The sequence below is a fragment of the Meiothermus sp. genome (assembly GCF_026004075.1).
GTDB lineage: Bacteria > Deinococcota > Deinococci > Deinococcales > Thermaceae > Meiothermus.
In genome coordinates this window covers 492501-505134 of the sequence record NZ_BPIK01000002.1, presented here as the reverse complement: position 1 = coordinate 505134, position 12634 = coordinate 492501, and the positions used below count along the sequence as shown (strand labels likewise).

Annotated in this window: 13 protein-coding genes; 11 read left to right on the top strand and 2 right to left on the bottom strand. The window is 62.5% G+C overall.

Annotated elements, in window-relative coordinates:
• The first annotated feature begins 140 nt into the window (after positions 1-140).
• From Q0X18_RS14895 to Q0X18_RS14855, 9 genes are all read left to right on the top strand, one after another.
• Positions 141-1148: an isocitrate/isopropylmalate dehydrogenase family protein gene (locus Q0X18_RS14895; RefSeq protein WP_297563718.1), complete on the top strand. Its 1008-nt coding sequence runs from the start codon at positions 141-143 to the stop codon at positions 1146-1148.
• A gap of 177 nt (positions 1149-1325) precedes the next feature.
• Positions 1326-2462: a type IV pilus assembly protein PilM gene (pilM, locus tag Q0X18_RS14890; RefSeq protein ID WP_297563717.1), complete on the top strand. Its 1137-nt coding sequence runs from the start codon at positions 1326-1328 to the stop codon at positions 2460-2462.
• Positions 2455-3120 carry a flagellar protein FliT gene (locus Q0X18_RS14885; RefSeq protein WP_297563716.1) on the top strand — a complete coding sequence of 222 codons (666 nt, stop codon included), beginning with the start codon at positions 2455-2457 and terminating at the stop codon, positions 3118-3120. Before pilM ends, Q0X18_RS14885 begins: the two co-directional genes overlap by 8 nt.
• A gap of 1 nt (position 3121) precedes the next feature.
• On the top strand, positions 3122-3745 hold the full coding sequence (locus Q0X18_RS14880) for a type 4a pilus biogenesis protein PilO (protein ID WP_297563714.1): 624 nt from the start codon (positions 3122-3124) through the stop codon (positions 3743-3745).
• Positions 3742-4758: a hypothetical protein gene (locus Q0X18_RS14875; RefSeq protein ID WP_297563713.1), complete on the top strand. Its 1017-nt coding sequence runs from the start codon at positions 3742-3744 to the stop codon at positions 4756-4758. Before Q0X18_RS14880 ends, Q0X18_RS14875 begins: the two co-directional genes overlap by 4 nt.
• Positions 4759-4767: 9 nt before the next feature.
• On the top strand, positions 4768-6285 hold the full coding sequence (locus Q0X18_RS14870) for a secretin N-terminal domain-containing protein (RefSeq protein WP_297563712.1): 1518 nt from the start codon (positions 4768-4770) through the stop codon (positions 6283-6285).
• 106 nt (positions 6286-6391) lie between these two features.
• Entirely contained in the window at positions 6392-7543 is a 1152-nt protein-coding gene (gene aroC / locus Q0X18_RS14865) for a chorismate synthase (RefSeq protein WP_297563711.1), read from the top strand.
• 49 nt (positions 7544-7592) lie between these two features.
• Positions 7593-8138: a shikimate kinase gene (locus Q0X18_RS14860; RefSeq protein WP_297563709.1), complete on the top strand. Its 546-nt coding sequence runs from the start codon at positions 7593-7595 to the stop codon at positions 8136-8138.
• On the top strand, positions 8119-9171 hold the full coding sequence (locus Q0X18_RS14855; RefSeq protein ID WP_297563708.1) for a 3-dehydroquinate synthase family protein: 1053 nt from the start codon (positions 8119-8121) through the stop codon (positions 9169-9171). The genes Q0X18_RS14860 and Q0X18_RS14855 overlap by 20 nt, the downstream gene beginning before the upstream one ends.
• Here Q0X18_RS14855 and ald read toward each other — a convergent pair.
• A complete protein-coding gene (ald, locus tag Q0X18_RS14850; protein WP_297563705.1) occupies positions 9155-10258 on the bottom strand; it encodes an alanine dehydrogenase in 1104 nt (367 codons plus the stop codon). The genes Q0X18_RS14855 and ald overlap by 17 nt on opposite strands.
• A gap of 109 nt (positions 10259-10367) precedes the next feature.
• On the opposite strand from ald, the gene Q0X18_RS14845 reads away from it, so the two are divergent.
• Entirely contained in the window at positions 10368-10817 is a 450-nt protein-coding gene (locus Q0X18_RS14845) for an Lrp/AsnC family transcriptional regulator (protein ID WP_297563704.1), read from the top strand.
• Positions 10818-10820: 3 nt separating this feature from the next.
• Here Q0X18_RS14845 and truB read toward each other — a convergent pair whose 3' ends face one another.
• Complete coding sequence (gene truB / locus Q0X18_RS14840; RefSeq protein ID WP_297563703.1) at positions 10821-11750, bottom strand: tRNA pseudouridine(55) synthase TruB; 930 nt, start codon at positions 11748-11750, stop codon at positions 10821-10823.
• A gap of 64 nt (positions 11751-11814) precedes the next feature.
• Between truB and Q0X18_RS14835 the strand changes: the two genes are divergently transcribed.
• Positions 11815-12621, top strand: a complete 807-nt coding sequence (locus Q0X18_RS14835; RefSeq protein WP_297563701.1) for an enoyl-CoA hydratase/isomerase family protein — start codon at positions 11815-11817, stop codon at positions 12619-12621.
• Positions 12622-12634: the final 13 nt, after the last annotated feature.

Below are 12634 nucleotides of genomic sequence, written 5' to 3'. Positions count from 1 at the left end.
GGAAAAGATATACGGCGGCTTCCTGCAACCAGCGCTTCTCGGTGTAATCCGACGTGGGAACCGGCTGAGTCCGTCGAAGCCAAACCACCCCAGATATCGGTTATTTTCGGGAGCGGCTGTAAAATAGCCAGGGTGATACTGTGAGCAAAACCTACAAGATTTGTTTGATTGAAGGCGACGGCATCGGTCACGAAGTGATTCCCGCAGCCAGGCTGGTACTGGAGGCCACCGGACTCAAGTTTGAGTTCGTCGAGGCCCAGGCCGGCTGGGAGACCTTCGAGCGAATAGGTATCTCAGTGCCCGAAGAAACCCTCGAGGCCGTTACCCACACCGACGCCACCCTCTTCGGCGCGGCCACCAGCCCCACCAAAAAAGTACCGGGCTTCTTCGGGGCCATCCGCTACATGCGGCGCAAGCTGGATCTGTTTGCCAACGTGCGTCCAGCCAAGCACCACCCCGTACCGGGCTCGAGGCCGGGGGTCGACCTGATCGTGGTGCGCGAGAACACCGAAGGGCTCTATGTAGAGCAGGAACGCACCTACCTCGAGGGCGAGATTGCCATTGCCGATACGGTCATTACCCGCAAAGCCAGCGCCCGCATCGGCGAGTATGCCGCCCGGCTGGCGGCCAGCCGCCCCCGCAAGCAGCTCCACGTAGCACACAAGGCCAACGTGCTACCCATGACCCAGGGCCTGTTCATGAACACCGTGCTGGCCGAGGCAGCTCGTTTCCCCGAGGTCAAAACCCAGGACATCATCATCGATAACTGCGCCATGCAGCTCGTGCGCAACCCCGAGCGCTTCGACGTGATCGTGACCACCAACCTGTTCGGCGACATCATCTCCGACCTTACTGCTGGGCTGGTGGGCGGCCTGGGCATTGCCGCCAGCGGTAACATCGGCACCAGGCACGCCGTGTTTGAGCCAGTGCACGGCAGCGCACCGGATATCGCCGGGAAGGGCATTGCCAACCCGGCAGCCACCATCCTCTCAGGCGTGATGATGCTGGAGCACCTAGGCGAGCACGAGATCGCCCGCCGAGTAGAGGCCGCCGTGGACAAGGTACTCGAGGAAGGCCCCCGCACCCCCGACCTGGGGGGCAACGCCACCACCCTCCAGTTCGCCGAGGCTGTGGCCCGGGCTCTCTAGGCAACAACCAGCCCCCCTGCGCCTAACTTCCTGGGCGAGGAGCATTAAGATTGAATGTGCAAATGCACGGCCCAAAGGTTAAAGCCTGGGCTAGAGTGGGCAGTATGACCGCTGCAGCGCAGATTTACCGTGCTATACTGACACGTAGTCTTGGATTTATGTGGGAAAGGGGGCAGCGTGCGTGATTTTTTTGGCGGGTTGCTGAGGCCCAGGGTCGAGGCGCTTGGCCTCGAGATCGGATCGGCCAATATCAAAATGGTCGAGCTGTCCGGAACTCCCCCCAGCCTGAAAAGCCTGAGTATCAGGCCTACCCCGCCAGGGGTTGTTCAGGAGGGCTCGATCATCGAGCCGGGGGCCCTGGCCGAGGTTATCAAGGAAATGCAGGCCGAAATGCGTACCCGCAAGCGTTATGTGGTTACAGCGGCCAGCAACCTAGCGGTCATTACCCGTACCTTGCAGGTACCCAAAATGCCCCTCAAGCAATTGGAGGAAGCGGTGCGCTGGGAGGCCGAGCGCTACATTCCCTTCCCGATTGACGAGGTGGTATTGGACTATGCGCCCCTGGATACCCTCGAGTCCATACCGGACGGTGAGCAGATGGACGTGGTGGTGGGTGCTGCCCGGCAAGAAACCGTGGCCAGCTTGGTAGAGGCCCTCAAAGCGGCTGGCCTGGAGCCGCTGGTAATAGACGTAAAGCCTTTTGCTGGGCTGCGTACCCTGGCCTCCCGGCTGGTAGCTACCGACCGCGAACCAATCTCCCTCTTCCTCGAGATTGGGGCGGAGTCCTCGGCACTGGTGCTTACCCGCGGCGAGCGGCTGCTCTTGAACCGGGTTATCAACCTCTCTGGCAAGGACTTCACCGCCGCCATTTCAAAGGCCTTCAACCTTGATCTGGTGGCCGCCGAGGAGGCCAAGAAAAACTACGGCCTGGCCACCATCCCCACCGAAGACGAGGACTTGCTGCTCGACTTCGACGCCGAGCGCGAGCGTTTCAATCCAGCCCGTATGTACGACGCAATTCGGCCGGTGTTGGTCGAGCTGACCACCGAGTTGCGTCGCAGTCTGGAGTTCTTCCGGGTGCAAGTAGGCGACCTCGGTGTAGACCAGGGTTTTGTGGCCGGAGGTGGCAGTAAGCTGCGAAGCTTGGTGCCGCTTTTATCTGACACGCTCGGTATCCCGCTGGAAATCGCCGATCCTTGGCAGGGCCTCCAGATCGACAAGAGTCGCTTCGATCTAGAGTACCTGCGGGGTCTGGCGCCAGAGTTCACGGTACCGGTGGGTCTGGCCCTACGGGGGGTGAATCCACTTGATTAAACTCAACCTCCTGCCCAAGAACCTGCGCCGTCGGGTTGAGCCTGGCTGGTGGCGCCTGGCCGCTGTGGCGGTGGTGCTCGCGATGCTGGGGACGGTGGCCTTTCTCCACTTCTCGACTCTCTCGAAAGTGCAGGCACTGGAAAATCAGCGTGACCAGCTACAAGTAGAGGTGGATGTGCTACGCCCCTTCATCGCCGAGCAAAACCGCCTCAACCAACAGCAGCGCGAACTCGAGCAGCTCCTCGCAGTGCGTAACCAACTGCGCGAGCGCTTTGTGCCCTGGTCAGACAACCTGGCCCAGGTCATCAATCAGATCCCGCGGGAAGGCCGCCGGTTTGGGGTAGCCTTGCGCAGCATCGGCACCAAAAGCCTTACTCCCCAGGAGATTCAGAGCAACGTACAAAACGGCCTCTACGATGGCAAGCCGGTCAGCGTAGAGTTCAACCTGCAAGGCGAAGCCATTGGGCAAAACGCTCTGATTCGCTTCGTCGAGGCCTTCGAAAACTCGCCGCGCTTTGGTATCAACTTCCAGAACGCCAGCCTTGATCAGACCCGACAGCTTTACACCTTCGGGGCCACCATCGGCCTGGTCGGCCAAGCCGCGGCAACCGCCAGCAACACGACGGGAGGTGAGGACAGTGGTAGCCCTTCTCGCTAGAATGGGCCAGCGTGAGTGGGCCATCGTCGCCATAGTGGCGGCCTTGTTGCTTGGTGCGATGTGGTACTTCCTGGTAACCCAGCCCCTCCAAGGGCGCATACCGGAGCTACAGGCCGAAGTAGACCGTCTTACTGTCGAACGCGACCGTGGCCGTGCAGCCCAGCGTGCGCTGCCCCAGTTGCGCGAGACCATCGCCCGCCTGGATGCCGAGCGGCAACAGTTTTTGCGCGAGCTACCTCCCACCGAACAGCTTGGCCGGGTTCTGAGTTCTCTGGCGCAAACCGCTCGGGAAAGCGGGGTAGTACTGCGAACTCTAAGCCGCAGTGCTGGCGATAGTCAGGGTGTCGCCAACGTACGGGCCACCAACCTGGCCTTGCAGGTCGAGTCGCCCTTCCCCGAGCTGTATGTGTTTTTACGGAACCTCGAGGGGCTGCAGCGGTTCGCCACCGTCTCGGGCCTCAACCTTACCCTTGGTGGCAGCGGGCCTGCCGCTACGGAGGCCCAGGCCACCAACCCCATCATCAACACCAGCCTAACCATGACGGTGTACACCTATACCGGCCAGGGCCAGCCCGCCCAGGGAACCCAGCAAGGCCAGCCCAATCAGCCTGGAGGTCGGCCATGAATTTCCTCCAGCGCATGCCCCAGTCGGCTAAAGTGGCGCTGGTCGCAACCCTGCTAGTAGGGGCGGTCGCGGCCTGGTATGTTGGCTTCTTCCGCCCAAGCCAAACAGCTCAGCAGCCAGCAGCGCCAGCCCCAACACCGGCGCCGGTAGAGCCCACAGCACCCGTGACCACCGCCCGGCCGCTCGAGGTGCTTCCCGTACCCTTCTTGGTCACCGAGGCCCCCCGCGACGAACAGCCCACCAGTCAGGGTGAAGCAGCTACCGGCACGTTGGCGGCCCAGCCTCGCGTCACGGTGCCACCCAACCCCTTCGTACCCTTGATCATCGAAACCGCCCCGCCCACCGTGGCTCAACCGGCCCCAACCGCTGCCAGCCGTCCGACCACGACACCGCCGGTGGCCGCCCAACCTATCCCTCGCCAAACCGCCCAGGTACAGGTGCGGCAGCCCACCACCCCACTACCCCGTCCCAGCCTGCCCGGTACCCGGCCTACCCCAATACCACCCTCTACTCCCACTGCCCAGCCTCGCCTGGCCCAGGGTACGGCCCGCGCCAGCCTACCCGGTGCGGTCAGCCTGGGGTCGGGCACCCTGCCCATCCGGCTCGCACCCCTGGAGCGTGAGCTAAGCGACACTGCCAGTCCGATCAAGGAAGAGGCAGCTTTGGATGTGGCGCCAGCTGCCACGGCCCCTAGCAACCTCGAGTTCGCACGGGCCGAAATCAACGCCCGGCTGGCCCAGGTGCTCGAGCCTAAAAGTGACCTGGCCCGTGGGCAAGAAACCGTTCAGGAAAGCCCCCTGGCTCGATTTGTGCGCGAACAAAACCTAAAGCTCTCGGGGGTGGTACTGGGCCCAACCAGCGTAGCCATTTTCCAGAGCAAGGACGGCTTTACAGTGCTGCCAGTAGGCCGCACCCTTCCCGGTAGCGATGTACTGCTCAAAAGCCTGAGCGCGAAAGAAGCCCTTTTGGTGCAAGGTTCAGATAGCCTGAACCTCACAATGGATAACCCCTAGGCGGTGAATATGAAGCGTTTGTTTGCTCTTTTGGTAGTGTTGAGTCTGGCGCTGGCCCAGGGTACTTTGCCCAGGGATGCCCGCTTCGATCAACCGGTAAGCAACATTGGCACCAACCTACCCCTACCCACCCTTCTGGATGCGCTGGCCCGCAGTGTGGGGCTCTCCCCTATTCTTCGCGATATCCCCAACGTCAACGTTAGCGCAGATATCGACCGCAAGCCCTTCCGGCAGGTATGGGATCTACTCATCAACACCTACGGCGATGGCCGCATCACCTACGCGCTGCTCGAGAACAACGTGATCGTGGTAGGGCCTAAGGAAGTGGTGGATCGGGCCCGCGGTCAAGCCGCCCAGCCTGCCCAGCCCAGCGAGCCGGCAGTACGGGAGTTTTATCAGGTACGCTCGGGTGATCCTGCAGCCCTGGCCACCTTTGTTCAGCAGGAGGTGCCTGGCGTTACTGTACGCGCTGTGCCTGGGCAGAACGTGCTCTCTATTAGCGGCCCATCGCGTTCGGTAACGGATGCCCTAAACTTTCTGCAGCGTATAGATGTGCCCAAGGCTCCTGCTGCAACCATTCCGCTTGTACAAAAGTCGTTTGCCCTCTCACATGCCCGGGCCAGCGAGCTGGCCGATGTGCTGGGCAAGGCCATTGCGGCCCAGGCGCAAGGCCAGGCAGCACCCGCGCAGGCCCAGGCCCAGGCCACGCCCCAGGTGACGGTGGTGGCCGAACCCCGTACCAACACCCTCATCGTCACCGGTTCCGCCGACCAGATTGCCCTGGCCGAGCGCCTAATTCCCACCCTGGATCGGCCTGTGCAGCAAGTGCAGCTCCAGATCCGGGTGCAGGCAGTCTCGGGCGAGGTTATTCGCAACCTGGGTATCAAGTGGGAGACCGTCTCGGGGGGCAACCTGATCGCCAGCTTCCTGTCCACCGGTCTGAACCTGATTTTCGATGCCACCCGCAGCCTGGCCTCACTCAATATCCGGGCCGTGCTGGACGCGCTGGAAAAACAGCAGCTTTCACGCCGCCTGAGTGATGCCAATGTGCTGGTAGAGGACAACTATGGTGCCGATACTTCCGATCTGCGGGCTACCGGAGCCAAGGGTGCGGAAATTAAGGTAGGGGGCCGGCTGCTCATCCCTATTACCATCGGCGACCAGGTCTCGGTGCGCGAGTTCGATTACGGGCTGCTGGTGCGGGTGCGTCCGCAAATCTCGACGGATGGCAACATCCTGCTCGAGGTCTTCACCCAGACCGGCGGCGACCCCGCCGATGGCCCGGCAGGCAGCATCCGCATTCCGCAGCAGTCCACCCTGTCAAAACTGCGCATCCGCGACGGGCAGACCGTGGTGCTGGGGGGTCTGATTCAGAAAGTCACCGATACCTCCGAGACCAAAGTGCCTCTGCTGGGTGATATCCCCTTGCTGGGTGAACTCTTTAAGCAGCGCACTTCCTCGATCAAAGACGACGAGCTGATCGTGATTATCACCGGTAACATCGTCAAGGACACCGCTCAACGTTAGGTGGTATCCACATGAAGGCCGGGCGCTGGCCCGGCTTTTTTCTGCAGGCCCCTTAGCAGCAGCGACCTGGTTTTGGACTTGGCCGCGGTTATGCTAGATTCTGTTCATGCGTTTTCTAACTGCTGGAGAATCCCACGGGCCACAACTTACCGGCATCGTGGAGGGCCTGCCCAGCCAGCTACCTTTGACCGTTGAAGATATCAACCCTTGGCTCAAAAAACGCCAGGGTGGGTACGGGCGCGGGCGGCGGATGGTCATCGAGACCGATACGGTGGAGTTCGTAAGTGGTGTGCGGGCCGGGCGCACCACCGGAGCCCCGGTTACGCTGGTCATCAAAAACACCGACTACCGCAACTGGCTCGAGATCATGGATCCGGCCCCCGGCAACGAGCCGCGCAAAAAGGCCCTTACGGCGGCCCGGCCTGGTCACGCCGACCTTGCGGGGGGTGTCAAATACGGGCATAAAGACTTACGTGATGTGCTCGAGCGCGCCTCGGCCCGCGAAACCGCCATGCGGGTAGCGATAGGGGCCATCGCTCATAAGCTGCTCTCGTTTTTTGGGGTGGAAAGCGCCTCGTTCGTGGACGGGATGGCCGGGGTCTGGAGCGAGGTTCCCTTCGACTGGAGCCTCAAGGAACGCATCGAAACCAGCCCGGTGCGGATGACCGACCCCCAGGCCGAGGCCGAGGTGATCCGCCGCATAGACGAGGCCAAGGCCGCCGGCGATACCCTGGGCGGCGTCATCGAAGCCCGCTTCAAAGGGCTGGTGATGGGGCTCGGCTCCCAGATGCACTGGGAGCGCAAGCTCGACGGGCGCATCGCCCAGATGGTCATGAGCATTCCGGCCATTAAGGGGGTGGAGATTGGCCCTGGTTTTAGCAACGCCATGAAGCCGGGATCGCAGGTTCATGACCCCATCTACTGGGAGCCCGGCCGGGGCTACTACCGCCAGAGCAATCGTTCCGGAGGCACCGAAGCCGGCATGACCACCGGAGAAGAGCTGGTGGTGCGCGCCGCTCTTAAGCCCATCGCCACCCTGATGAAGCCCCTACCCACGGTTGATGTGGTGACACACCAGCCAGCCGATGCCGCCCGGGAGCGCTCCGACGTGACCGCGGTACCGGCGGCCAGCGTAATTCTGGAGGCCCTGGTGGGCATCGTGCTGGCCCAGGCCTACCTGGAGAAATTTGGCGGCGACACCCTGGGCGAGCTGGTCGAGCGGGTCGAGCGATACAAGCAACGGGTGCTGGAATACTAGGTTTTGACGGCTATCGAGCAAGCGCGCATCCTGGGAACAGCCCCCTTTTATGATCGAGATTGAACGCCCCGTTACCTGGGTAGCCCTCACCGGCTTTATGGGCGTGGGCAAAAGCCGCATTGGGCGGGAGCTGGCTCGCGAGCTGATGCTGCACTTCATCGACCTCGATCGCTACATCGAGCGGGAGATGGGGCTTTCGGTAGCCGACATTTTCCGCCACCTGGGGGAGGCTACTTTTCGGCAACTCGAGACCGAGGCGGTAAACGAGCTAACCCAGAAAGATTTTTTGGTGCTCTCGCTGGGGGGCGGTACTTTTGTTAACCCAGAGAATCGGCAAAAACTGTTGCAGCGGGGGCCGGTGGTGGCACTATGGGCCAGCCCCGCCACCATCTTCGAGCGCATCAGCCGTCGCCCTGGACAGCGCCCCATGCTCGAGAACCCCGATCCCTTCAAACGCATCCAGCAGCTACTGGCCGAGCGGGAGGCCATCTATCGCCAGGCTACAATTCACGTCTCTACCGATAATCGGCCCGTCGCCGAAGTGGTAGATGAAATTATCGACCAACTGTGGGCGTATGCAGAAACTGCAGATTAGATACCCAGTTCCCTATCCGATTCACATCGGCTTCGACCTCGAGCTCCCCCAGGCCCCTGGCCCCCGGGCCCTCCTCTACGACCTGGCCGTACGGGATTACGCCCAGCGAGTAGCTGCCCGCCTGGATGTTCCGCTAAGCCTAGGGCTGCCCGGTGGCGAAGGCGCAAAGAGCCTCGATAGCTATGGCCGGGTGCTGTCCTGGCTGGCCCAGCAGGCCCTCCCACGCAACACCACGCTGTACGTGGTGGGTGGAGGCTGTCTTACCGATCTGGGCGGGTTTGTGGCCGCCACCTACCTGCGCGGAATACGGTACATCAGCCTACCCACCACTACCCTGGCCATGGTAGACGCCTCGGTGGGCAACAAAACCGGCATTAACCTGCCCGAAGGTAAAAATCTGGTCGGCGCTTTTTATGCCCCGGCAGGGGTATATGCCGAGCTACACACCCTTCGCACCCTTCCACCCCAAACCTTCAAGGAGGGGCTGGTAGAAGCCTTCAAGCACGGCCTTATCGCTGGTGACGAGCTGCTGGTCAACGTAGAGCCGGTCTCACCCGATTGGGAAGGCCTCGAGCCCTACCTGGCCCGCGCCGTGATGGTCAAAGTAAGGGTGGTGGAGGCCGACCCCACCGAGCAAAACGAGCGCCGCAAGCTCAACCTGGGGCACACCCTGGGCCATGCTCTCGAGGGCGCCACCCATGGGGCCATACCCCACGGGGTAGCAGTGGCCTACGGGCTGCTCTACGCCGCCCTGCTGGGCCGGGCCCATGGCGGGGCGGATCTGGTACCCAAGGTGCTAAAACTCCTGCAGTGGCTCACCCCTCCGCCACCCCCCCGCCTGAGCTGGGCAGATCTCACCCCTTTCCTCAGCCGCGACAAGAAGAAGGTGAGCCAGGCCCTTAACTGGGTCATCCCCATGGGCATGGGGCGGCTCGAGATTCGGCCCGTATCAGAAGAGGTGCTGGTGCGCTGCTATGAGGAATTCCTCGAGTTGCTGCTTTCCCTCGAGCACGGCACTACAAAGCCGCTTTAGGTTCGACATAGGGCAGGCCAAAGGCCTCGGCCACCCCCCGGCAGGTCAGTTGGCCCTGGTGGGTGTTGAGACCCTGCAACAGGGCTGCATCCTCTTGCAGCGCGCCCAGGCCCTTCTCAGCCAGCTTGAGCAGGTAGGGTAGGGTCTGGTTGGTGAGGGCAAAGGTGGAGGTGCGCGGCACTGCCCCCGGCATGTTGGCCACCCCGTAGTGCACCACTCCGTCTACTACATAGGTGGGCTCGGCGTGGGTGGTGGGGTGGATGGTCTCGACACAGCCCCCCTGATCCACGGCTACGTCCACAATCACCGCACCTTCCTTCATGGTGGAAAGCATCTCGCGGGTAACCAGCTTGGGGGCTTTGGCCCCCGGAATCAGCACCGCCCCAATCAACAGGTCGGCGTGGCGGATGGAGGCCGCCACGTTGGCCTCGGTGGAAGCCAGGGTGATCACCCGACCGCCAAACACGTCGTCGAGGTACTGCATGCGGGCTTTGCTCACGTCCAGAATGGTCACCTGAGCACCCATGCCCAGGGCGATTTTGGCCGCGTTGGTGCCCACAATGCCACCACCGATGATCACCACGCTGGCCGGGGCCACCCCCGGCACGCCCCCCAGCAGCACCCCGCGCCCGCCGTGGGGCTTCTCCAGGGCCGCTGCCCCCACCTGCGGGGCCATGCGCCCGGCCACCTCGCTCATGGGGGTGAGCAGGGGCAGGGAGCCATCCTCGAGCTGCACCGTTTCGTAGGCGATGGCGGTCGTACCCCCAGCCAGCAAAGCTTTGGTAAGCGGCTCATCGGCGGCCAGGTGCAGGTAGGTGAACAGGATCAGACCCTGGCGCAGGTACTTGTACTCCTCGGCAATGGGCTCCTTGACCTTGACCACCAGATCGGCGGCCCAGGCTTCCTGGGCGCTTACGATCTCGGCCCCCGCCTTCTGGTATTCGGCATCGGATAGGCCCGAACCCACCCCGGCCCCTTGCTGCACCAGCACCTTATGCCCGCGCCGCACCAGGCTGGTCACCCCCCCCGGCGTAAGGGCCACACGGTTCTCGAGCGTCTTGATTTCCTTGGGAACACCAATCACCATAACAACCTCCTGTTTTCCCCAAGCCTAGACCGACTGACCTTCAAAAGAAAGTGAAAACTTAAGGATAGATGTCGAATCTATTTGATTTTCTTAAGGCATAATAGGCTCTATGGCTTCCAAACTGCTGGACAAATTCAATATTGCCATCCTGAACGAGCTACAGCGCGACGGGCGGCTCTCCTACAGCGAGCTAGGCCGCCGGGTGGGGCTCTCGACACCGTCGGTCACCGAGCGGGTGCGCCGCCTCGAGGACGCCGGCATTATCGTGGGCTATGGGGCCCGGATTAACCCCGAGGCCCTCGGCTACACCATCACCGCCCTGATCGAGGTGGCCACCCCACCGCACCGCTACCAGCAGATGCTCGAGTTTGCCCAGGCCACCCCGGCAGTGCGGGAGTGTTACTTCGTCACCGGCGAGTCGTCGTTTGTAGCCAAAGTACGCACCCCCTCGGTGGAACATTTACAGGAGCTAATCCAGCAGCTCGGCTTTTATGGCAGCACCCGCACCTCGGTGGTGCTGTCGCAGCCGGTCTTCAAAGAAATCTTCGAGGTGGGTTAATCGCTACGCCTTGAAGACCCGCTTAATACGCAGCTTGAAGCCATCGCCCTCGGCAATGGCCACCAGGCGGCGCTTGGGGCCCACCAGGGCCACCAGGCCTTTGGCTGGAATCGCCAGGGGAACCCCCTCCATCACCCGTTTGGCCTCGGCGTGTGTGAGTTCCACGCTGGGGCAGGAAAGGGCCTCGAGCTCGTCCAGGGTTCTGCTCACATCCAGGTGTTCGATCTCCTGGGCCTGCTCGAGGCCAATCTTCCCCACCCGGGTGCGCACCAACCCCGAGAGGAAAGCCTGGGTGCCCAGCCGTTGGCCCAGATCGCGGGCAAATGAGCGCACATAAGTACCGGGCCCCACCACTAAACGAATCACCGCGGTCGGGAAATCACCCAGCGGCCTGGGCAGTTCGACCGGGCGGCCCCGTGGGGCCAGTTGCCAGCCGGTGGCCGAGGGGGCAATGCGGTGGGGTATGGGCGCGGGGTCATAGGCCAGCAGCCTGGCCTCGTAGTATTTGACCGGGCGGGGAGTCAGCTCGAGGGCCTGCCCCTTGCGGGCCGCCTCGTAGGCCTTGACCCCCCCTACCTTTACCGCCGAGTAAGCCGGTGGGGTCTGTTCGGTCAGTTGCAAAAACCAGGGCAGGGCGGCTTCAATCTCGCGCTGGCTTGGATAGCTGGTCACAGGCCCCACAATAGGCCCCTCGGCATCCAGGGTCAGGGTGGTGACGCCAAAAGAAACCCAGGCGATATATTCTTTTTCTTCTGCGGACAAAAAAGGCACCAGCTTGGTGGAGGCCTCCGTGGCAAGGATCAGAACGCCCGTAGCCAGAGGGTCGAGGGTTCCGGTATGACCTACCCGGCGTGTGCCCAGCAGTTTACGGGCCATGTCCACCACGTCGTGCGAGGTGCGCCCCAGCGGTTTGTTCACGGCAAATAGGGCCATGCCAGCGGATTGTACCCATAAATAAGCCGGCACGGCTAGTCAGCGCATTGCGTAAACTTTTAGCATGAACTGGCGACAACGCTACCAGCGTCTGAAGTTTGCCGAACCCGGCGAGGGCGTGCTCGAGGTCATCCTCTCCAACCCAGGCCGCCTCAACGCCGCCGATAGCCAGATGCACCGCGAGCTGGCCTATGTCTGGCGGGATATCGACGCCGATGAAAGCATCGGGGCGGTGCTGGTGCGGGGCGAGGGCGGGGCCTTTAGCAGCGGCGGCGACTTCGAGATGATCGAGGCGATGATCCGGGATTACGAAACCTTGCTGCGGGTCTGGAAGGAGGCCCGCGACCTGGTGTACGGGGTGGTGAACTGCGCCAAGCCCATCGTGGCGGCCATCGAGGGGCCGGCGGTAGGGGCTGGGCTGGCCGTAGCGCTACTGGCCGATATCAGTGTGGCTGGGAAAAACGCCCGCATCGTGGATGGGCACGTGCGGCTGGGGGTCGCGGCCGGCGACCACTCGGTGATGATCTGGCCCTTGCTCTGCGGTATGAGCAAGGCCAAGTACCACCTTTTGTTGAACGAGCCGCTCACCGGGGAGGAGGCCGAGCGCATTGGGCTGGTCTCGCGCTGCGTGGAGGATAGCGAGGTCTATAGCGAGGCCCTCAAAATTGCAACCCGGCTGACCCAGGGCGCGCCTTCGGCCATTCGCTTTACCAAGTATGCCCTCAACAACTGGCTGCGCATGATGGGGCCCAATTTCGACACCTCGCTGGCCCTCGAGTTTATGGGCTTCCTGGGCCCCGATGCCCAGGAAGGTCTGCGCTCGCTGCGCGAAAAGCGCCCACCCCACTTCCAGAAGAAGTCCCCTCTGTAGCAACACACCCTGA